The sequence below is a fragment of the Jejuia spongiicola genome (genome assembly GCF_023502325.1).
Classification (GTDB): domain Bacteria; phylum Bacteroidota; class Bacteroidia; order Flavobacteriales; family Flavobacteriaceae; genus Wocania_A; species Wocania_A spongiicola.
Window position 1 is genome coordinate 34,159 of record NZ_JAMFLZ010000003.1, and the last position, 22,704, is coordinate 56,862.

Annotated in this window: 23 protein-coding genes; 6 read left to right on the forward strand and 17 right to left on the reverse strand. The window is 30.6% G+C overall.

Annotated elements, in window-relative coordinates; genetic code table 11:
* Positions 1-8: 8 nt before the first annotated feature.
* From M3P09_RS07455 to M3P09_RS07475, 5 genes are read right to left on the reverse strand one after another with little or no spacing between them, the layout of a single operon-like run.
* Complete coding sequence (locus M3P09_RS07455) at positions 9-302, reverse strand: 4a-hydroxytetrahydrobiopterin dehydratase (RefSeq protein WP_249972623.1); 294 nt, start codon at positions 300-302, stop codon at positions 9-11.
* Between the two features lie 55 nt (positions 303-357).
* Entirely contained in the window at positions 358-1,188 is an 831-nt protein-coding gene (locus M3P09_RS07460) for a sugar nucleotide-binding protein (RefSeq protein WP_249972624.1), read from the reverse strand.
* A gap of 25 nt (positions 1,189-1,213) precedes the next feature.
* Entirely contained in the window at positions 1,214-2,131 is a 918-nt protein-coding gene (locus M3P09_RS07465) for a glutaminase (protein WP_099565708.1), read from the reverse strand.
* On the reverse strand, positions 2,131-3,213 hold the full coding sequence (gene gcvT / locus M3P09_RS07470) for a glycine cleavage system aminomethyltransferase GcvT (protein WP_099565709.1): 1,083 nt from the start codon (positions 3,211-3,213) through the stop codon (positions 2,131-2,133). The genes M3P09_RS07465 and gcvT overlap by 1 nt, the downstream gene beginning before the upstream one ends.
* Positions 3,214-3,366: a hypothetical protein gene (locus M3P09_RS07475; RefSeq protein ID WP_158231474.1), complete on the reverse strand. Its 153-nt coding sequence runs from the start codon at positions 3,364-3,366 to the stop codon at positions 3,214-3,216.
* A gap of 122 nt (positions 3,367-3,488) precedes the next feature.
* Between M3P09_RS07475 and M3P09_RS07480 the strand changes: the two genes are divergently transcribed.
* Positions 3,489-4,166, forward strand: coding sequence for a hypothetical protein (locus tag M3P09_RS07480; RefSeq protein WP_143404149.1), 678 nt, complete (start codon positions 3,489-3,491; stop codon positions 4,164-4,166).
* Positions 4,167-4,199: 33 nt separating this feature from the next.
* On the opposite strand, the gene M3P09_RS07485 is transcribed toward M3P09_RS07480, so the two are convergent.
* Both M3P09_RS07485 and M3P09_RS07490 read right to left on the reverse strand, forming a co-directional pair.
* Positions 4,200-4,643, reverse strand: coding sequence for a nuclear transport factor 2 family protein (locus M3P09_RS07485; protein WP_249972625.1), 444 nt, complete (start codon positions 4,641-4,643; stop codon positions 4,200-4,202).
* 73 nt (positions 4,644-4,716) lie between these two features.
* On the reverse strand, positions 4,717-6,276 hold the full coding sequence (locus M3P09_RS07490; protein WP_249972626.1) for a hypothetical protein: 1,560 nt from the start codon (positions 6,274-6,276) through the stop codon (positions 4,717-4,719).
* Between the two features lie 192 nt (positions 6,277-6,468).
* Between M3P09_RS07490 and M3P09_RS07495 the strand changes: the two genes are divergently transcribed.
* Genes M3P09_RS07495 through M3P09_RS07515 form a run of 5 tightly spaced genes read left to right on the forward strand, consistent with a single transcriptional unit; the run spans position 6,469 to position 12,247 of the window.
* Positions 6,469-7,467 carry a GntR family transcriptional regulator gene (locus M3P09_RS07495; protein ID WP_249972627.1) on the forward strand — a complete coding sequence of 333 codons (999 nt, stop codon included), beginning with the start codon at positions 6,469-6,471 and terminating at the stop codon, positions 7,465-7,467.
* Between the two features lies 1 nt (position 7,468).
* Positions 7,469-8,383, forward strand: a complete 915-nt coding sequence (locus M3P09_RS07500; RefSeq protein WP_249972628.1) for an aldose 1-epimerase — start codon at positions 7,469-7,471, stop codon at positions 8,381-8,383.
* Positions 8,384-8,394: 11 nt separating this feature from the next.
* Positions 8,395-10,041, forward strand: coding sequence for a solute:sodium symporter family transporter (locus M3P09_RS07505; protein ID WP_249972629.1), 1,647 nt, complete (start codon positions 8,395-8,397; stop codon positions 10,039-10,041).
* A 5-nt stretch (positions 10,042-10,046) separates the two neighbouring features.
* Complete coding sequence (galK, locus tag M3P09_RS07510; protein WP_249972630.1) at positions 10,047-11,195, forward strand: galactokinase; 1,149 nt, start codon at positions 10,047-10,049, stop codon at positions 11,193-11,195.
* 20 nt (positions 11,196-11,215) lie between these two features.
* Positions 11,216-12,247: a UDP-glucose--hexose-1-phosphate uridylyltransferase gene (locus tag M3P09_RS07515; RefSeq protein ID WP_249972631.1), complete on the forward strand. Its 1,032-nt coding sequence runs from the start codon at positions 11,216-11,218 to the stop codon at positions 12,245-12,247.
* A gap of 8 nt (positions 12,248-12,255) precedes the next feature.
* Here the strand turns inward: M3P09_RS07515 and M3P09_RS07520 are convergent, their stop codons facing one another.
* From M3P09_RS07520 to M3P09_RS07565, 10 genes are read right to left on the reverse strand one after another with little or no spacing between them, the layout of a single operon-like run.
* Positions 12,256-12,768, reverse strand: a complete 513-nt coding sequence (locus tag M3P09_RS07520) for a hypothetical protein (RefSeq protein WP_249972632.1) — start codon at positions 12,766-12,768, stop codon at positions 12,256-12,258.
* Complete coding sequence (locus M3P09_RS07525; protein WP_249972633.1) at positions 12,765-13,967, reverse strand: hypothetical protein; 1,203 nt, start codon at positions 13,965-13,967, stop codon at positions 12,765-12,767. Before M3P09_RS07525 ends, M3P09_RS07520 begins: the two co-directional genes overlap by 4 nt.
* Entirely contained in the window at positions 13,967-16,198 is a 2,232-nt protein-coding gene (locus M3P09_RS07530; RefSeq protein WP_249972634.1) for a type II secretion system protein GspD, read from the reverse strand. The genes M3P09_RS07525 and M3P09_RS07530 overlap by 1 nt, the downstream gene beginning before the upstream one ends.
* Before the next feature lie 53 nt (positions 16,199-16,251).
* On the reverse strand, positions 16,252-17,517 hold the full coding sequence (locus M3P09_RS07535) for an autotransporter outer membrane beta-barrel domain-containing protein (protein ID WP_249972635.1): 1,266 nt from the start codon (positions 17,515-17,517) through the stop codon (positions 16,252-16,254).
* 4 nt (positions 17,518-17,521) lie between these two features.
* Positions 17,522-18,565 (reverse strand): tail fiber protein, encoded by a 1,044-nt coding sequence (locus M3P09_RS07540; protein WP_249972636.1) that lies wholly within the window; start codon positions 18,563-18,565, stop codon positions 17,522-17,524.
* A gap of 4 nt (positions 18,566-18,569) precedes the next feature.
* The gene (locus tag M3P09_RS07545) at positions 18,570-19,532 is read right to left on the reverse strand and encodes a tail fiber protein (RefSeq protein ID WP_249972637.1); all 963 of its coding nucleotides are present in this window, start codon (positions 19,530-19,532) and stop codon (positions 18,570-18,572) included.
* A 28-nt stretch (positions 19,533-19,560) separates the two neighbouring features.
* Positions 19,561-20,970 carry a GspE/PulE family protein gene (locus M3P09_RS07550; RefSeq protein ID WP_249972638.1) on the reverse strand — a complete coding sequence of 470 codons (1,410 nt, stop codon included), beginning with the start codon at positions 20,968-20,970 and terminating at the stop codon, positions 19,561-19,563.
* A 1-nt stretch (position 20,971) separates the two neighbouring features.
* Positions 20,972-21,451, reverse strand: a complete 480-nt coding sequence (locus M3P09_RS07555; RefSeq protein ID WP_249972639.1) for a hypothetical protein — start codon at positions 21,449-21,451, stop codon at positions 20,972-20,974.
* Positions 21,452-21,871 carry a prepilin-type N-terminal cleavage/methylation domain-containing protein gene (locus M3P09_RS07560; protein WP_249972640.1) on the reverse strand — a complete coding sequence of 140 codons (420 nt, stop codon included), beginning with the start codon at positions 21,869-21,871 and terminating at the stop codon, positions 21,452-21,454.
* A complete protein-coding gene (locus M3P09_RS07565; RefSeq protein WP_249972641.1) occupies positions 21,864-22,541 on the reverse strand; it encodes a response regulator in 678 nt (225 codons plus the stop codon). Before M3P09_RS07565 ends, M3P09_RS07560 begins: the two co-directional genes overlap by 8 nt.
* Positions 22,542-22,704: the final 163 nt, after the last annotated feature.

Genomic DNA, 22,704 nt, shown 5'->3' on the forward strand with positions numbered 1-22,704 from the left:
ATATACGATTATTCTTCGTCTGGTTCAACAATCATTTCAATCGCTTCCGCTAGTTTAAAATCTTTATTTGTAACACCATTGGCATCGTGTGTTGATAATGAAATGGTTAAAACATTATAAACATTACTCCAATTTGGATGGTGGTTTAATGCTTCGCATTCAAAAGCAATTCTGCTCATAGCACTAAAACAGTCTTTAAAATTTTCGAATTCAAACTCTGCATGAATTGCATTATCGTAGTAATCCCAATCTGGAAAATGCAATATTTTTTTTTCTATATCTTCTTCAGAAAGCTTATTCATAATGTATGTTTATATTATAGTTTATAAATTTAATACTTTCAAAAAGTAAAATCAATTATATTTTTAATTCTGTTAATATATCTTGACTTAGTAATTGTAAGTTTTTTGGTAATAGATTATATTTTGGTAATACAGCTAGGTACCTGTCGTCGTTTGTTGTGTATACTTGCTTAAATAAAGCTTTATGACTACCTAATATTTTTGTTATTTCTTTTATAAAATCATCATGATGCACTAGGTCATTACTACCTAAATGAAAAATACCATATTTATTTCTATTAATTATATAATGAATTTGTTGTGTAACTTTAGTGTCTGTTGTCACATTCATTATCAAATTAGGAAATACTTCTATTGGTGTTTTTTCTTTTATATGTTGAAGTATTTCTAATATGCGAGGGGATTGATTGCCAAAAACCATGGGTAACCTCAAAATGGCGACCTGTTTTTTAGGTAGTCTTAATAATATGTTTTCAATTTTAATTTTAAAATGCCCATAAACACTATTACTATAAGTTTTATCTTGCTCGTAGCTAGGATATTTACTGTAGGCATCAAAAACATTTGCAGAAGATAAGAATATGAGTTTAATTTTTTTTGAAAACACATATTCGGCAAGATGCTCATGTACGATGGTTTGTTTTGAAAAATCACCACGGAGAGCCGAAATAATTATGGTAGGCTTTACGATACTCAGAATTTCATAAACATCATCTTCTTCAATATTATAATGGTAAAAATGATGATTTTTTTCAAAGGATTTGTTAGGTGTATTGTAGGTTCCATAGGTTTTAAAATAAGGACAAAGCTCTTTATATGCTGCACTTCCTAAAAAGCCATTGGCGCCTAATATTAAAATTTTATGTTTATCTTCTCGTTTTAGCATATATCCACTTCAAACTGAAGATACTTTAAAAAATAGAAAGTTTTGTTTTTGTTGTAAATCGTTCTAAAGCTTGCATTCCTAAAAGCGAATTCCCTTTTTTGTTTAACCCCGGAGACCACGTGGTAATCACAAAATGATCGGGTAGAAGAGCAACTATGCCGCCGCCAACACCACTTTTCCCTGGTAATCCTACTTCAAAAGCAAATTCTCCTGCTTCATCATAAAATCCACAGGTTAACATAATAGCATTAATACGTTTAGCTTGAGATTCAGTAATATGAGTTTTGTTTAGCATGCATTTACCTTTATTGGCAAACAAGAAAAACGCTTTAGAAAGCTGGCTACAATTCATTTCGATAGAGCATTGATGGAAGTAAAAATCTAGAACATCTTCAACATCATTATGTAAATTGCCGAATGACTTTAAAAGGTTTGCTGCCGCATAGTTTTTAAAACCTGTAACTTTTTCTGAAAGAGCCACTTGTTTGTTATATGATATAGAATCATCATTTGCTAATGTTCTAACAAATTTTAAAAAATCTTTTTTTGGGTTTTCTAAATTAGAAATTAAAATATCTGCAATTACAATAGCTCCAGCATTAATTAGAGGGTTTCTTGGAATACCATTTTCTAATTCTAATAATGATAATTCATTAAAAGGGTTTCCAGATGGCTCAACATCCACTCTTTTCCATATGGATTGATTACTAATAGAAATAGCTTTAGCTAAAGCTAATACTTTTGATACACTTTGAATTGAAAAAGGTACGCTGTAATCTCCTGAAGCATATTCTTTATTATCAGATGTTCTTAAGTGAATACCAAAATTTTGATCGCTAATATTAGCCAATTCAGGAATATAGGAAGCTACAATACCTTTATTTTTTTTAATAATAGCATCTTTATGAATAGCATCCAATATTGCTTGAAAATCTAGGGTCATTAGTTTTTGTAAAATGGTAGTTTTACAACCGTAGCCGGAATCGCATTTTTACGTATTTGAATATTTATTTTACTATCAGCAGATGCAAAAATGGTTGGCACATAACCTAAGCCAATACCAATGCCTAAACTTGGGCTCATAGTACCAGAGGTTACAACACCTATCTTTTGACCATTACCATCAACAATATCATATCCTTGACGAGGTATACCGCGATCATCTAATTTAAAAGCAACTAGTTTTCGCTCAACACCATGTTCTTTTTGAGATTTTAAAGCCTCAGAATTTGTGAAATCTTTTGTAAACTTTGTAATCCATCCTAATCCAGCTTCTAAAGGCGATGTAGTATCGTCTATATCGTTTCCATATAAGCAATATCCCATTTCTAAACGAAGCGTATCACGTGCTGCTAAACCAATAGGTTTAATACCAAAATCTGCCCCAGCTTCAAAAACTTTATCCCAAACTTGCTTTACTTCACTGTTTTTACAGTAAATTTCAAATCCGCCACTGCCAGTATATCCTGTTGCAGAAATAATAACGTTTTCTATACCTGCAAAATCTCCTACAACAAAATTATAGAATTTAATGGCAGATAAATCATGGCTGGTTATAGATTGCATCGCTTCAATAGCTTTTGGACCTTGAATAGCAAGTAGCGAGTAATCTTCACTTAAATCTCGCATTTCTGCTCCTACATCATTTTTAGACTGTATCCAGTTCCAATCCTTTTCAATATTACTAGCATTTACAACTAGTAAATAAGTTTCCTCTTTTACTTTGTAAATTATTAAATCGTCAATAATACCACCATCATCATTAGGCATACAGCTGTATTGTGCCTTACCAATAGTTAATTTACTTGCATCATTACTACTCACTTTTTGTATTAAATCTAAAGCGTAAGGGCCTTCTATTAAAAACTCGCCCATATGCGATACATCAAACACACCAACAGCGTTTCTAACAGTTTCGTGTTCAATATTTACGCCTTCGTATTGTACTGGCATATTATAACCCGCAAAAGGGACTATTTTTGCTCCTAGAGCTTCGTGAGTTTGAGTTAAAGCGGTATTTTTCATTTAAAAATCTTTAGTTAAAATATAAACAATTGTAAGGCAAACTATTAAAATAATAAATCCAACAAGTAGTGCTTTCTTAGTTTTGAAATGGTCTATAATAACATCTATAGTACTACCAAAAAACTTTATTATTCCAATAAGAATGTCTTCCATATTTTGAAAGCAAATGTATTGAAATTTTACTTGATTTTTATTATCAAAATTTTGTTAAAAAAGCAATATGATAATGTTTTGTTAGTACTTTAATACATTAATTTTTAAATATCGTTTTTAAAATGAATAAGTTATTCCTTTTTGCATGCATGTTTTTCTTTTTGAATACTGCTTCAAGTCAAAAAAAATATGAAATTGTTTTGCCTAATGATTATGATAAAACAAATATATACCCATTGTTTATTGTATTTCATGGCGGTAATGGTAATATAAAAAACATGAGAACTTGGTGGGTAAGTAATAAACTATCTAATGAGTTTATTGTAGTATATTTTGAGGCAACTACTCTTGATAATCCTCCGAATTACTGGGGTTGGAGGAATTTATCAATTGAGCGTAATAATATTAAGCAGTATTACTCTGAAATTATTGAAAAATATAGAATAAAAGACGATCAAGTATATGCTGGAGGATTTTCGTTAGGAGGGAAGGTGAGTGTTGATCTTGCGTTAAACCAAATTATACCAATAAAAGGGCTTATTTCATTGAACCATGGTGGAGGAACGACCGAATTCTTCACTTCAGAGAATATTATTAAAGCTAGAAACAAAGATTTTAAAGCAGTATTAATTTCTGGAACACATGATTATCGCTACCAAAAAGAAACATTAAAAATTAAAAAAGAGTTTGAAACCTATAAATTGAAACATCAATTTGTACAAATTAAAAACCTTGGACATGCTGTACCAGACAATTTTAGTATTTTACTAGACGATTATTTAGGATTTATTATGGATTGAATTTGGTAGATTATTAGTAATTAAAGTTATATTTTAATTTTCTAACGGACCTTCCCAAAGTACCTGTTCAATCATCCATTTATCGCCTCTCTTTGATAAGAGCATATAATCAATTCCCCACCAAGCCGTAATTTTGGCTGATGCTATGCTATTTCCAATATCTAAAACCTCTATTTTTCGTGGTGCATCAGACTTTGGAAATTCTTTTTTTTCTAATACATCTTTGGCATAATCTAAAGCTTGTTTAAAAGACATATGAGAAACTTGTGCATATGTATTGGTGTTTTTGTTTTTCCAAAAACCAAATTTGTTAAGTGTTGGTTGTAAGCTAGCTTCTAATTTACTAGTATCACCTTCATAGAAACCTTCAATGTAGTTTAAACAGGCTTTTTCAACTCCAGCTTTATTTATATCAGATTGCGCAGAACTAAAAGTATATGCGAAGCATATTGCAAATATTACCAATAGATTTTTCATTAGTTATAAGTTTTAGATTGATGTTAAAACCTAAAATTAACTTATATGCTTTTAACAAATAGTTAATGTGATGTTAATCTTCGAATATAATATGCTGATAAGCACCTAAATCTGGAGAAACTGTTCTATTTATATTTAAAATATCGGTTGGAACTTGATTTGAAAATATGGAGTTTCCTTTATTTAAAGCAGCAGATTCATCACCTATGATTAACTCATTCAAATCGGTGCCTTTAAAGTTGGGTTCTTCATTAAAAATATTGTTTTCGTAAAGGCTGGTATTTTCTAAATTATAATTATCTCCAGTAAAATTATTGTTGTTATCTTCAAAACGGATTAAGCAATTTGTAAACTTGAAATTGAAATTTACTGCAGCGTCTTCAATCTCATCTAATAAAATTTCAGGGTTATCATTTCCGTAAATAATACAATTGTTAAAGTTAGCTTCGGTTAAATCTGCAATAGTGGCATTGTTATCTTCGTCTAAAATGAAATTATTTAGTAAGAGTGCTGGAAATTGTCTAAACCCGTTATCCCAATAATTTGCTATAGTGCTATGTGTGAAATTGTAAGAACCACCTAAAGTTCCAGCAAACGAGGATTGTCCTGAATTATTTATAACCACATTTTCTCCTGTTATAGAGGTGTTTCTCCCTAGAATACCAAAATTACTAGAGTTATAAATTTGAGAATTAGTAATTTTAAGTTTTTCGGTTGCTGCATTTGGATTACCATCGCTTAAAATACCAACTGTTGCGTTTTTAATTGTTGCATAGTTTATGGTATTGTTTAAACTACCATCAAACAACCAAATAGTTCCCCATTGCCCTGGTGTATTAGAGAAGTTTGGTTCTAATCGGTCGCCCTCAAAAATCACCTCATTTTCAAGTAATTCTTGGTTATTACTGAAAGAACCATTAATATTTAGTGTAGCATCTTCAGAAATTATTAATCCAGAATTAGAATGAAAATGTAAGCGTGCGCCAGCATTTACAGTTAAGGTTTCACCGTTTGGTATGGCGGCAAACCCATAAATAACATAGGGTTTTTCGTTTGTAAAAGTAAACTCAGTAGGTAATAACTCTCGGCCTTGTAACTCGGTTTCAATTAATTCGCCACCTACATTTAGTGTTAATGTTTCTATTACCTTTGTAGTATTATCTCTGTTTGGGTAAATAAAAACTGCATCTTGTACAAGTGTAACTAGTTCTACCTTTTGCATATTTGAATTTGAGTCAAATTCAATTTGATCGGTATATAAAAAGGTTCCGTTTGGATTAGAGAAGTTATTAATATCAATAGTAGTTTCAACAAAAATAAATATGCTGTCTTTAGCTAAAATTTGAACATTCTCAAATGTTTTCCCAGAAATACCATCTACATTAAGTCTGTATTCTGATGTTTCGCCTAAACCGAGTTTTACACTAGGTATTACAATATCATCATTGCTTCTGTTGTAAACTTTTAGGTTGTAAGTACTGGAGCCAATGTTTGTAAAAACGGTATCTAAATACACTGTGTCTTTAGAAAATTGAAGATTTCCAGTACTTGGTGAAAATTCAAAATCTTTACGGCAAGAACTCCAAAGTATTAAAAAGCAAATGGTAAATACAAAATAAAGACAACGTTTCATAAATTGGGTTAAGCAATGTTATTAAAGGCAAAAATAGATAAATATACTTTAAGCCTTAAAAATATAACTTTTGCATGTAAAAATTAGTATAAGTATATACATTATTGAAAATATTTATATTACATTTTTTAATATAAAACCTACTAGTTCATACCAGTTTGTTTTTGTAAAAAATTATTCTACATTTGTAATATGGAAATTGTTTCAGTAAGTAAAAAATCTAGCGCTCCAAAGTATAAGCAAATAGTTAATTCTATTGAGGCTGCTATACATGAAGGTGTATTGAGAAAAGGAGACAAATTGCCATCACTAAATAGTATAAGAGATAAGCATTCGCTATCTAGAGATACGGTTTTAATGGCTTTTAATGAATTGAAAAGCCGTGGTATTATTCATTCAGTAGTGGGTAAAGGTTATTATGTTTTAAGTGAAGATGTTCTTGTTTCTCAAAAAGTATTTTTGCTATTTGATGAATTTAATTCTTTTAAAGAAGATTTATATAATTCTTTTTTGAACAGTTTAGGAGATAATGTTCAAGTAGATATATTTTTTCACCATTTTAATATTGAAGTGTTTAGCAAGCTTATACATGACAATATTGGAGCTTACAGTTTTTATGTAATCATGCCAGCAAACTTAAAAGGAACAGAGTATGTTATTGATAATTTGCCTAAAGAAAAAGTTTATATATTGGATCAAATGCATAGTGAATTATCTCAATACTCTGCCATATACCAAAACTTTGAAAAAGATATTTATAAAGGACTTACTAATGGGTTAAATGATATAAAACGTTACAAAAAGGTAGTTTTATTATTTTCAGAAGCTAAACAGCCTCAAGGATTCCTTATTGGTTTTAATCAGTTTTGTAATCAAAATGATATTGAGAAAGAGGTTATTTCATCACTAGAGAATAGAGTTCTAAATGAAGGAGAAGTTTATATAGTATTTGACGATAGAAACTTAATTAGAATTATTAAAAAAATTAAGGAACAACAACTCGTTTTAGCAGAAAACATTGGTGTTATTTCTTACAATGACACCATGTTAAAAGAGATTGTAGAAGGCGGTATAACAACTATTTCTACAGATTTTAATTTAATGGGAGAACAGTTAGCAAAAATGATACTTAGTAATGAACAAGCACAAATAGAAAACCCAAGTAGTTTAATTATAAGAGCATCTGTATAATATGTATAAAATAGAAAAAAGCCAAGAAGGAAGGTTAGATTACTTAGAGCTCATAAATTATAAAGGAGACTCAAAAGCTAAAATAAGCTTAAACGAAGGAGGAAGACTTAAAGAATTACAGTTTGATGGAATTTCAGTAATTAAAGACCGCCCAAATATAAAATACGAAAACACACATGCATCCTCAATTTTATTTCCTTTTGCAAATAGGGTAAAAGATGGAATATACTCATTTGAAGATGAAACTCATCAATTGTTTTGTAATGAAAAAGGCAGGAATAATGCTATCCATGGGGTGGTTTTTGATAAAAAATTCACTTTAATTAAAGAGACCACAACATCTAACTTTGTTGAAGTTACACTATCTTATCAAGAAGAAAAAAAATCAAAAGGCTTTCCTTTTTTCTATAAAATCTCCTTAATCTATACACTATCAGAAAATTCAATTAGTTTATCTGTAAAAATTGAGAATACAGATACTCAATCTTTTCCATTTACTGTAGGATGGCATCCTTATTTTATAAGTGAAAATTTATATGATAGTATATTAGATTTTGAAAGTAATCAAAAAATAGAGTTTGATAAAAACCTTATTACTACTGGAGTTTATAAGAATCATTTAGAATCTCCATTTAAAATTAGAGACGTACAATTGGACGATTGCTATATTTTGAAAGGGAATAGAGTAGAATTCAAAACCCCTTCATATAGCATTGAGATAAATACAAACAAAGAAGAAAACTATTTGCAATTATATAACCCAGTAAACACTCAAGTTGTAGCTATTGAGCCTATGACAGGTATTTCGGATAGTTTTAATAACAAAATTGGGTTGCAAGTATTAAAACCAAACGAAGAATACAAAATAGAATGGAATATAAATTTTAATAAAGCAATAAATAACAACACTAACTAAACACATTGATTATGCAATTTTTAACATTTATTGGGTTTACATCATTAGTAGCAATAATATCTTATTTAGCAACACGAAAAACAGAAGAGTCATCATCAGATGGTTATTTTTTAGGTGGACGTAGTCTAACAGCAGGTGTCATAGCTGGATCATTATTACTCACCAATTTATCAACTGAACAAATTGTTGGTTTAAACGGGTCTGCTTACCAAAGCGGGTTGTCTGTAATGGTATGGGAAACTCTAGCTGCTATTGCTATGGTAGTTACTGCAATGTTTTTATTACCTAGGTATTTAAAAGGCGGATTAACAACAGTTCCAGGGTTTTTAGCAAAACGATTTGATGTAACAACAAAAACACTAACGTCAGTGTTATTTCTATCGGGTTATGTCGTTGTTTTGTTACCAGTAATACTATATTCTGGTTCTTTAGCTATTAGTGGAATGTTTAATATTCCAGAATTGTTAGGTGTTACACATACTCAATCTATTTGGATTTGTGTTTGGGGCATAGGTATTGTTGGCTCAATTTATGCCGTTTTTGGTGGTTTAAAAGCGGTTGCTGTATCAGATTCTATTAATGCTATTGGTTTATTAATTGGAGGAATTTTAATTCCAATTTTTGGACTGATGATGATTGGAGATGGAAGTGTTTTAGATGGATTATCGACTTTAACAACAGAGAACCCAGACAAATTTAAATCAATGGGTGGTCCAACAGACCCTGTTCCTTTTTACACCATTTTTACAGGTATGATGTTGGTGCAATTATTCTATTGGGGTACCAATCAGCAAATCATACAAAGAGCTTTAGGTGCTAAAGATTTAAAAGAAGGTCAAAAAGGGTTATTATTAGCTTCGTTTATAAAAATATTGGGACCAATAATAGTAGTATTACCTGGTTTAATAGCCTATCATCTTTTTGAAGGCAATTTAGAAACAGCTGATAGTGCTTACCCTATGTTAGTAAAAGAAGTACTACCAAATGCTTGGGTTGGTTTTTTTGCAGCTGTTTTATTTGGAGCTATTCTAAGTTCTTTTAATAGTGTTTTAAATAGTTCGGTTACTTTATTTGGAATTGATGTTTACAAACAACATATCAATAAAGAAGCTGATGAAAAAACAGTAGTAAAGTATGGTAAAATGTTTGGTATTGCTTTGGCAATAGCTTCCATGTTTATAGCCCCTTTAATTGCCAATGCAGGGAGTTTATTTGATTATTTACAAGAAATAAACGGTATTTATAGTATTCCTATCTTAACCATCATTGTTGTGGGATATTTAACAAAACGTGTTCCTGCAATTGCAGCAAAAATAGGCTTAGCATCGGGTTGTTTGCTATATATTATTAGTCAATTTTTTATGCAACCTTATTTTGTTGAAAAAGCGTTAGACGCAGCAAAATCTTCTGGAGTTACTGATGAAGCTGCTTTAGCTTTGGTGGAAGCTCAAGCTTATCCACACTTTTTAGATGTTATGGCAATTTTATTTACGTTAAATGTTATTATAATGCTTGCTATAGGAAAGCTAAAACCAAGAGAAGAAGACTATGTCCAAGAATATACTGAACAAGTTGATATTACGCCATGGAAATATGTTAGGCAAGCAGGAATAGCTATCTGTATTATTGTTATAGGCGTGTACATATATTTTGCGTAATCATTATGAATAAAAAACTGGTTAAAGAAGTTGAAAGAAACTTTAAATCATATTTTAATACAAAGCCACTAATGATTTTTTCCCCCGGAAGAATTAACCTTATTGGGGAGCATACAGATTATAACGAAGGTTATGTTTTTCCTGCAGCAACAAACAAAGGTATAGCTTTAGCTATACAAAAAAACAATTCAGATAAGAGTAAGGTTTATGCATTAAACATGCAGGAAATGTATGAGTTTAGTTTACAAAAACTCGAAGCTTTAAAAGAAGGAGGTTGGAAAAACTATATTCTAGGTATTGTTGCAGAAATTCAGAATACAGGAATTAAACTAGGAAATTTTAACATAGTATTTGCAGGAAACATTCCTAGTGGGGCTGGTATGTCCTCATCTGCAGCGCTAGAAAACAGTTTGGTTTTTGGGTTAAATGAATTATTTGATTTGGGACTGTCAAAAAAGCAAATGATATTAATTTCTCAAAAGGCAGAGCACAATTTTGTAGGTGTAAAATGCGGTATTATGGATCAGTATGCTAGTATGTTTGGTGAAAAGGGAAGTGCTTTATTACTAGATTGTAGAACTGTTAAATCTCAAACGTATAAGATAGATTTCAAAAAATATAAACTCATCTTAATTAATACTAATGTTAAGCACGACTTATCTGAGAGCGCATATAACAATAGGAGGGAAGTCTGTGAAAAAGTATCAAATAAATTAAATATTTCTGCTTTAAGAGATGCTTCAAAAGAAAGTTTAAATGCAATTAAAAATGATATTTCTGAAGAAGATTACCAAAAAGCATTATATGTTATTCAAGAAAACGAACGTGTGCAGTTATTTGCAAAAGCCATTCAAGCTGACGATATTGACGAGTTAGGAAACCTTCTATACCAATCTCACCATGGCTTAAGTTCGCAATACAAAGTAAGTTGTAAAGAGCTTGATTTTTTAGTTGAAAACGCAAAAGCAAATTCAAATGTTTTAGGAGCGCGAATGATGGGTGGTGGTTTTGGAGGTTGTACAATTAACTTAATTTTAAAAACTGAAGTTCAAAAATTTAGAAGAGACGTATCTAAAAAATTTAAAAAAGAATTCGGTAGAGATTGTTCGATATACAAGGTGAAACTGTCAGAAGGCACTCAAGTTATTGATTAGAAGAAGATATAATAAAAAAAATGAATACAGATTTACAAGACTACTCACATAAAAGATTTAATATATTGACTGGAGAATGGGTATTAGTATCTCCACATCGTGCAAAAAGACCATGGCAAGGGCAAAATGAAACTATCTCAAACGAGGAAAGACCAAAACACGACCCAAATTGCTATTTATGTTCAGGCAATACAAGAATTAATGGAGAAGAAAATCCAAACTATAAAGATGTTTTTGTTTTTACTAACGATTTTGCCGCATTACAATCTAACTCAAGATCTTTTACTTTAAATAAAGGGTTGCTTAAGGCAGAAAGTGAAACAGGTATTTGTAAAGTAATATGTTTTAGCCCAGATCATTCTAAAAGTTTGGCAGACATGCATAAAAAAGATATAGTAAAAGTAGTAAAGATTTGGCAAAAAGAATATAAACTTCTTGGAGAAGATAAAATGATTAACCATGTTCAAATATTTGAAAACAAAGGTTCAGTAATGGGGTGTAGTAACCCACATCCACATGGTCAAATTTGGAGCCAATCAACGCTTCCGAATGAAGTTAAAAAGAAAAATAATCAACAAGAAGCCTATTATTCGAAAAATAAAAGTAGCCTTTTAGGAGACTACTTAAATCAAGAATTGGAAACTAAAGAAAGAATCATTTTTGAAAACGATGATTTTGTAGTTTTAATACCTTTTTGGGCTGTCTGGCCTTTTGAAGCTATGATTGCCCCTAAAAAACATTATAAAGATATCACTCAAATTTCAGATTCAGAAAGCTTAGCATATGCCGAGGCCATTTCTGTTTTAACTAAAGCTTATGATGCATTATTTGAATGTTCATTTCCATATTCAAGCGGTATACATCAAGCGCCAACAAATGAAGAAGAAAATATACATTGGCATTGGCACATGAGTTTTTATCCACCGCTATTAAGAAGCGCTACTGTAAAAAAGTTTATGGTTGGTTATGAAATGTTTGGCTCGCCACAGCGAGATATAACAGCAGAACAAGCTGCTACTAGATTGAGAGATTTGCTTGCTTTAAGTAAGTAAAGTAAAACTCATTCAAAACTCTTAAGAAGCACACGGGCTTGCAAATAGTATTTATTTGTTTTATAGTTTTTTTTCTTTTCAAAATGGAGGTTAATAACTTCACCAAACTTTGTTTGTTGCTCCAAATGATGGATAAGTTTCAATATAGCATTGTAGTTTCCCTGAACAGTAAATTTATGAGTTTTTAAAGTTAAGTCATTGTTTTTATAAGTATGAGGCTCTAGAAAGTTAACAACTTTTAGTTTATTGCTATCTGCATAAGTATTTATAGTTTTTAAAAGATTATTTTGAATTGAACTACCTTTAATTTGATACTTATTTAAAAGAGAATCATAATATTTCTGTTTCTGTTTTAAAAGGGATAATCGTTTAGGTGTGTTTTCAAATAATAAGGCTTCTTTTTTTAAAGTATGATACTCATTTTTTAAAGTTAGAGTTTTAGAAATTGACAGTTTGTATGATAAAATTATAACAAAAATAAAACCAAGAATTAATAGGACGTTTTTATATTTGGGTGTCATGATGCTATATTAATTTTAATACTAAAATTTGATGACGATGTTTTAGAATCGTTATAAGCTTCTACAGATACTTTATCAATCCAACTCAAGCTTTCTAAAGCTATAATCCATTCCGAATATTGAGAGCTGTTATTAGATTTTCCAGATATTATAATGATATCATCTTTTAATAAAATGGGGTTGTCATCTTTAATACGCTTTTCTAGTGGTTGGTAATTTATTTCTGAAAGCAATACGGACTTAGGCAAAGTATAAACAATAGCATCTATATAAAATGAGCTTTTTGAAGTACTGCCCTTAAGTAAATCTTCAGTCGTTTTTTGAGCTTTACTTACCTGTTCACTTAGCTTAATAATGTTGCTCTTTGTTGTTTGATTTAACTGAGAAGTTTGATTTAGAGCATTTACCTGATTAAAATAAAAATTAAAAAACAGAAAATTGATTAATAAAATTCCGAGAATTGAAATTAAACCAATTTTTATAAACTGACCAAGAAAACGTACTTGCTTATACGTGTTTAAAAGAGTGACATTTTTGTCTTGATAATTTATAATAGGGGCAAAATTATTTAAAATACTAGTCAAGGCACTAGATAGAGACAAAATGTGAGCACTAGAAACCTTTAATCCGTTAATGCTATACTCTTTTTCTTTACCCTTTTCTACATAGTCTATTGTTTTAATAAAATTATCTTGTGTTGATATTCTTGCGTTTGAAGTGAAAATTGAAGTATCATCAATATAACGGGATGTATTTGATATGATGGAGTTTCCTAGTGAAAACGAAATAATATGAATGTTGTTATCATGATATTCCTTAATAAGTAGATCTACATATTCTTTTCTGCAAATAGAAATAAAATTGATATCATTTTGATAAATAATTTCATAATAAAACTCTGAAATATTAATGTTTGGAAAAGCTTTATTAACCAAATTTAAACCATCTATTTGTTCTGACTTTAAAGATTTTGTTAATACCTGTTCATCATTAATCACTAAAAAGACATGTTGTTTTTTTCTAAGCCTATTAGTGGTTTCTTTAATAGTTTTTGATAAAAAACAAGATTCAATATCAACCTCCTTTTTATTCTTTTTTAAAACTGTTGTAAATAAAATCTCTTGATTATCTTTCAAGGTGTGTTCAATACCACAAAAATGATTACCAAATTGAAAGTATGATATTAAGTGTTGAAACATTAGTATAAAATAGTTGGTTTTATAAAAACGGTTAGTTTTGATTTTGAAGCTTCGCGTTTACGCGAACTAAACAACCATTTTATTACAGGGATTCTTGCTAAAAATGGCACACCAGAACCCGAATCATTTTTAACCTGTTCTTCCAGCCCACCAAGTACTACAATATCTTGGTCTTGAACTCTTATTATAGAACTAAACTCACGAGAACTAATATCTGGAGGTGCATTTTCATCAATACGTTTTCCAAAACTGGATTGTATTACAAAAATATCTAGAGTGACTTGACCGTCTCCAGAAACTAATGGCTTTATAGTTATACCTAATTCAGCATCGATAGGTTCATAATTAGTGATTTCTGAGGTTTGCGGATTATCAGTCCCATAAATATTACGTTGTGTAACTGTGTAATACGAGGTTTCTCCATTGGAGAACGTAGCACGATGTCCGTTCAGTGTAGATAGCTTCGGAGTAGACTTAATTTTTAAGTTACCATTACTTTCCATTGCTTTTACAGTTGCAAAAAAGTTAGGAACTACTTTTCCTAAATTAAGACGGTCAAACCCATTAAACCCATTAATAACTCTATTGATGGTTTTTGCACCAAGTGTTAAATCTGTTTTTGGAAAGATACCTCCTTTTGTTTCCACAGGATCATCTCCAATACCCCAAGTAACACCAGTTTCAATAGTATTGTTTTTATTTACTTCAACAAACATGACTTCTATGTGTACAACAGGAACTTTTTTATCTATATAAGTTATAAAGCCTTTTAATCTTTCAATTTTGGCGCTAGAACCAGTAACATACAAGCTATTAAGCTCATGGTCAACCTTAATATCTAAATCTTGAGCAATTTCTTCAGGTATAATAGCATCAATAGTTTGAGATGCGCCTCCTGATGTATTTCCAGTATTGTTATAATTTGATGTATTTGATTGTGTTCTATTTCTGTTTATTCCCGAATTATTATAAGAAGAGTTGTTATAATTTGCACCTGCATTTCGGTTTTGATTATTGCCAGAACTATAACTGCTATTATAATTTCCATAGTTATTGTTCGAACCATAACTTCTGCCAACAGTTCTACTTCTTCCGCTTCCTCCCGAAGGATCAGATAATAACTCTACAGAACGATGCATTAAATGAATCACTTCAATTTTTCGAACACTCAGTTGATTTTCTGTACCAAAATAGTACACATCTCCTTCTTTTTTAAACGTAAAAGTTTCACTTGAATTTGAAATTATTGTGTTTCTGTTTGTTGTATTATTACTATTGCCGTTGTTCTGATTTTCAGTGTTTTGTGAAGAGTTAGCGCTAGGAGCTTGAGATTCAAAAACCTTTATTAATAACTCATCAAACGAAATAGACTTAGCTTTAAATGTTACAGTTCCTGCCTTGTCTAAAGGAGTTGCTGTAAATACATCAATGTTTAACTCGTTTCCAATATCATTTATAATAGATTTTATAGGTGTATTATTAAAATTAACTTCTAGTAGTTTATTTTCTAAATCTAAAACTTTAAAAGCATCTTGTTTTCCGTGTTTTAATCTTGAATTTAATTGGTTTGAATTTGCTGATGCACCATGGCCTTCAAATACATAAAAGTCGTCTTTTGTTTTTTCAACAAATAAACTATTTGATAATGCAAGTTTATCCATAGCGGCTTCAAAGGGTGTGTCTTTTGTGTAGAACGTTATGGTTTTATTTTCTAGCCCAGGAGCAAATACCAAGTTTTTGGCGCTTTCACCCATAATGCGTTTAAACACATCATACAGCTTATCGTTTTTTGCATCTATACTTATTGAGTTGTTTTCTGGACTATATGAAATAGAAATAATACGAGTCTCTGGAATCTCAGCAGGCGGAGCATATTTTTTAATAGATAAAATACTTCCTGTAAAATCAATAGTTAAACCATATTCTTTACATAAAAACACTAATAAATCTGATACTGTAACATCAGAAAAATTATTATTAGATATTGAGATTTTGTTAAGTTCTGACGAGATATTGATATTTACTTTATGGGCGTTAGATATAGCCAAAATAAAATTGGATAGCGTTATATTACTAACACTTATTTCTGTTTTGGCTTGTTCTTTTAGTCCTGAGTTTTCTACAGAAAGTAGTTCTAACTGATTTTTAATGGTATTAATACGCTGATCTTCATTTTGTGAAAACAGGATAATGGGTATAAAACAAAGTAAAATAAGCAGTATTTTTTTCATTCAAAGGGTGTATTTGTACTCTAAATTATATTTAGAACTTAATTAGAATTATATTATTCTTTAATTTTTAAAAGCAGAGCCATTTGCTCTTCCAATAATTTGATGCGTTTCTGTTGTTTTTTAAACACATTATTTTCTTGTTCAAGAGTTTTAATACGTTTCTCTTGATTGATGGTATAAAGCGTCAACTCTTCAATTTTTTCAAGCAATTTCAAGTTCATTTCTTTAAGAAGAAGTCCATTGGTTTCCATCTCTTTTGCAGAAGGAATATTAGGTAAATGACCTTCTTTAGTTATGTAGCTTTCTACTTCGTTTAAGGTTTTTAAATCGTAATCTTTATAAAACACATAATCTGGAGCAACGGCTCCTAATAAATCCACTTTAACCTCGTTGGTATGAATGTTGCCTTTTACGGCAAGCTTTGCGTCTGGTGTAGTGGTGCCGATACCAATGTTGCCATTAGAATTAATACGCATTTTTTCAATTCCATTTAAATCAAAAGCCAAAGGGTTTGACGTGCCAGATGTTCTTATTACTTGTCTACCTGCTGAACCTTCTCCATATATTTGAATTAATCTGCTAGCTGAAGCATCAGCAATAGAAAGCCCCCCTGTATTGTTGTCAAAAGATTGTTTAATATACAGTTTAGAAGTTGGCAATACGTTCCCTATACCCACATTACCATTATCATCGATTAATATTTTGTCATCATTCCCATTTGTTCTAAATGAAAGAGAATTATTTGCATTATTATACCTTAACCCTCCCATAGCTCCACTATCCTTATCTCCAAAGAAAAGGCTTGATTTTCCAGCACTACCTCCAACTACATTTATTGAAGCATAATACCCTGAACTCCCATTAGTTTGAAATGTAGCTATATTTCCAGATATAATAGGTGCGTTACCTTCTCCACTAACATGTAATATATGCAACCTAGAAGCTGGGTTTGTAGTTCCTATTCCCATATGTCCAGAATGGTTTATAATCATATCATATCCAGAATTCACAGTATTGTTATGTGGCACTTTAAAGCCTAAGTATCCTTGATTATTCCCTGTAGCGTATAAAGAAATATCTGAATGTAAAGTGCCTCCATTGCTGCTTTTTGAACGAAATCGCATTGAAGATTCTTTGTTTAAGACATCATTTTCTAACCTCAATGAATTAGTGGCATTGCCATTGATTGTAAGAACTCCATTAGAAGTATTCGTAGTTCCAATCCCCACATTTCCAGAGGTTGGAAAAGTATTGGTTTGAGCATTAAGTTGAGTTACTGTAAATAAGCTAAGAATAAAAATGATTAATATTTTTTTCATGACATTATTGTTTTATAGAGTTTAATAGAGCTTCAATTTTTTGTAATCTTTGTTCTAAATTTTTATTAATAATCTTTTGATTTTCAACCTCACTTTTTAAAGCTGTTGTTTCATTTTTAGAAGTTTTTATTTCTTTTTCTTGTTGAATCGTATATAGTATTAGCTCTTCAATTTTTTCAAGCAATTTTAAGTTCATTTCTTTAAGAAGAAGCCCATTAACTTCCATCTCTTTTGCTGATGGAATATTAGGTAAATGCCCTTCTTTAGTTATGTAGTTTTCTACCTCGGTTAAAGTTTTTAAATCATAATCTTTATAAAACACATAATCTGGAGCAACGGCTCCTAATAAATCTACTTTTACTTCGTTGGTATGGATGTTGCCTTTTACGGCTAGTTTTGCGTCTGGGGATGTAGTGCCGATGCCTACATTACCACCACTATCTATAGTCATATCACTGGCATGGTTATTAACTCTAAAAGTCAATTTATTAGTTCCATGATAGTATTCCATGCCTCCAACATAGTCATCATTTTCGTCAGCAAATCCGAAGTATCCATATTTATTACTTGGGGTAAGAATAGAAATCATACCATTATCATTATCTTCAATTGTTATATCTGAATAACTATGTGGCACTCCTCCTGAGTCTCCTTTATATAAGTGTAGTCTTGATAAGGGAGTTAGTGTGCCTAACCCAATATTCCCATTTAGTTTTGCTGAGAAAAGATATTTTATTCCTGAAGAACCAGCAGTCCAATCTTCAATACTAAAATAATTTCCAGTCGTAAGTAATCCTAATGACAGACGATTCCATTGATTTATATGAGATTTTTGAACACCATCTGGGTATGATGAATGAAAAGTTTCATATACTAATGATTTAGCTTTAAAATAAGTAGAGTAAGTTGTCCCATTAACTGTTAATTCATAAGCGGGTGTTGTTGTTCCAATCCCCACATTTCCAGAGGTTGGAAAAGTATTGGTTTGAGCATTAAGTTGAGTTACTGTAAATAAGCTAAGAATAAAAATGATTAATATTTTTTTCATGACATTATTGTTTTGTAGTGTTTAATAAGGCTTCAACTTTTTGTAACCTTTGTTCTAAATTTTTATTAATAATTTTTTGATTTTCAACCTCATTTTTTAAAGCTGTTGTTTCATTTTTAGAAGCTCTTATTTCTTTTTCTTGTTGAATAGTATAAAGCGTTAATTCTTCAATTTTTTCAAGTAATTTCAAGTTCATTTCTTTAAGAAGAAGCCCATTAGTTTCCATCTCTTTTGCAGATGGAATATTAGGCAAATGCCCTTCCTTAGCGATGTAGTTTTCTACTTCGTTTAAAGTTTTTAAATCATAATCTTTATAAAACACATAATCTGGAGCAACGGCTCCTAATAAATCTACTTTTACTTCGTTGGTATGGATGTTGCCTTTTACGGCTAGTTTTGCGTCTGGGGCAGTGGTACCGATACCCAAATTTCCACTTACATACATATTAGAATTTTGACCTCCAAAACCGACAAGAACATGTTTTCCTGTATTCCAGTTTAGATGTAAATCATGAGTAGTAGAATTTGAATAATGTTTGCCATCGATATGTCTCGTTTTTAAACGATAATTTCCATCACCCCCAATATTAACATGACCTTTAACTGTAAGTTTTGAATCTGGAACCGTTGTCCCAATACCTACATTACCATTTTGATCAATTACATAAGCATAAGAATTGTTTTGATAATTATGTAAACTAAACTTGCCTATGTTTGGATAATTAGAAAGAAATCCCCACGTATTTTGTCCAGCATCTTGAAATCTTATTATTGAAATTCCATTGTCTGCTGCTGTATTAATATGTAATTCCGAGTTATTATTTGAGCTAGACTTAATTTCTAACTCTGAAGAAGGCGTGGTTGTTCCAATCCCCACATTTCCAGAGGTTGGAAAAGTATTGGTTTGAGCATTAAATTGAGTAACAATAAATAAGCTAAGGCTAATAATAAATAATATTTTTTTCATGTTTTTAATATTTAAGGACCATTATGGTCTAATCAATTAATAAGGCATACACTTCTTCAACCGAAGTAACACCTAGTTTTACCAAATTAATGGCATTGTGTTTTAAGGTTGAGATGTGATGTTCTTCTAAATAATTATCAATCTCTAAATCGTTATTTTTTATATGTGGTATAAGTGTTTTTGTAATGGGTATAATCTCATAGATAGCTTTTCTTCCTGTGTATCCTGTATGATAACATGCTGAACACCCTTTAGCTACATAATGCTTGGTTAAATCTTTAGGAATATTAAAATGTTCAGGAAAAATAGATTTAGTAACAGGAGCTTCTTCTTTACAAGTATCACAGAGTTTTCTAACCAACCGTTGTGCAATACTTACATTTAAAGTACTCGCAATTAAAAAGGGAGGAATTCCCATATCGATAAGTCTGGAAATGGTAGCCCAAGCGGAATTTGTATGTATTGTTGAAAGCACCAAATGTCCTGTTAGAGCAGCTCGAATAGCCATATTAGCTGTTTTAACGTCGCGTATTTCTCCCACCATAATAATATCCGGATCTTGGCGTAAAAAAGTACGCAAGGCGCTAGCAAAATCTAAACCAATATTTTCTTTTAGCTGCACTTGATTGATACCCTCAAGTGTATACTCAATGGGGTCTTCAATGGTTACAATATTGGTTTTATCATCATTTAGTAACTTCAGCGTTGCATATAGGGTAGTTGTTTTTCCAGAACCAGTTGGACCAGAAATAAGCACAATGCCATTAGGGTTTTTAATAGCCTCTTTATACGTTTTTAATTCTTGTTCAGTAAAACCTAAATCGTCAATATCAATATGATTAGCATCTTTACTTAAAATACGCAGTACTATTTTTTCACCATGCAAGGTTGGTAAAGTGGATACACGAATGTCAAACTCATCAGAAGATGTTTTGACCGTTATTCGTCCATCTTGAGGTAAACGCTTTTCTGATATATCTAAACCTGCTTTAATTTTAAGTTTATTGATAATTACGGGGTATTCAGATAAATCAATAACAAAATGTTCTTTAAGTTTACCATCTAAACGAAAACGCACTCTACATTTATGTTCGTAAGGTTCAAAGTGAATGTCACTGCTGCCAATATTTTTGGCTGATAGTAATAGTTTTTCAAGAAAATCTGTAGTATAATGTAAATCCTCTGCCTTATTAAAACTTTGCTTTCTAAAATTTGTCGATAAATACAGGTTTATGTTTTCAGGAGTTTCTTGAAGTAGCTTTATATGCTTTCCAAAAACAACACGTAATTCCTTTTTTAGGTTTTCTGATGGCGTATCTGATTTAAAAACAAGAGTTCCATTGTGTGCTTCAATAGGAACAATTTTATAATGATATGCTTGTTCACTGCTTAAAAGCTGTAATAAATTTGTTGGTATGTTGTAATTGCTTTTCATCATCTTAAAGGCTATAAAAATTATCTACAAACCCAACCCAATTAAATAAGTAACTTATTAAAAAGAATAGACTCATATAACCCGCTAAAGGAACGGTAACTATCTTTTGAGATTTGTTAAGTATAATATGTAGTACTAATGAAAAAATCAGCGCGCTTATAAAAAGTACTATAAAAGATAATGTTGAAAAAGAAACTGATATAGCTAAAAATAAAAACAAGTCACCTAAACCTAAGGTGTTTAAAAACTTGGTTTTGAGTTTAAGTTTTGCATATAGATAAATGATTAATAACAATGCTATTAAAAAGAGCAAATTCATTTGTACTGAAACTAGGAATAACTCAGGAAGTGTATTTTGATAAAATAGAACCCCGCCTAATACTCCAATTATAGGAAACAGAAACCAAAAGGCTTGCCGTTCTTTATAGTCTTGAATGAAGACTAAAGCCAATGCTATAATTAATATGAGTTTTATAAGTATCATTTAATCTTTTATAATTTGTTTTGGAGTTCCAGTTTCATCAATTTCCCAAACATTAAAAATACCGTCACCATCAAAATCTGTAATAGCAGTAGCTTTAGCTTTAAAGCTATTATTTGTAGCAGCTAAAATTTCATAACTATAATTACTTGTTCCGTTTTCTTGTACTGTTTTAGGAGCTTCAAAATCTATTTCATTTAAATCATGAGCATATTTTGAATACATATATCTGTATGTAGTTTGCGAATTGTATATAAACTTTAGCTGTGTTTGAGCTTCAACACTTTTAGTCTTACTTATTAAAGGCATTAGGTTTGGTAATGCTAAAAGTAATAGTATACCAATAATAACTAGCACAATTAATACCTCTTGCAAATTGTATGCTGGTAGTTTTTTTAATAGATGTTTTTTATTTTTAAACATAACCTCTGTCTTTAGCTATTTGAATGAGTTTTTTATCCCCTTTACCTTCTATGTTAAACACTTCTTTAAGATGTCTTTTTCTGCGTTCAACACCTCCTTTTGATAGATTAACAAAATTGGGAAGATCCTTAGTTCTTGTTCCTTTTGATAGTTCGTGTAATAGGACTCTGTCTGTAGCATCTAAAACAAAATCGCTAGTAATATGTTGGCGAATTAAATTTAAAATACTAGGACTATAATAAGGTGGATTTGTTAATACACGATGTATAGCCATCATAAGACCTTTATAATCAATATCGCTTTTAATTAAGAAACCGTCGGGGTTTACAGACCGTAGAATATTGTTAAGCCTATAATTATCGTTATTAGCTGTGTAAATAATAATTTTTACCTGCGGAAAGTACTTTCGTAATTCTATACCCAAATCCTCTCCGCAAAGCACATTGTTTTGTTTTGAAGGCGGAAGGTTAATGTCTAATAAAGCGAGATCAAAAGGTGTTTCAATAATGGCATTATCTATTTTTTTTAATGCATCATCACAATTTTGAGTAGGGTGTAATTTAAATTTCCAATCTCCATTGGAATCTGAGAGTTGCATGAAAATTTTTTTTAATAAACCTATAATAAGAGGTTCATCTTCAGCAATTAAAACATTAATAATTTTATTCATATTTATCTGAATTAATCAATAAGAAATACCTTGCTAAAGTATTTATTATGTGCGATTTACCGCTAAGCTAAAAGCTTACTTTTATTACGGGTTTACCGTAAATATTGCTGAACATCTTTTTTTATTGCATAAGAACCAATATGAGCACATTAAAAGCTTACAT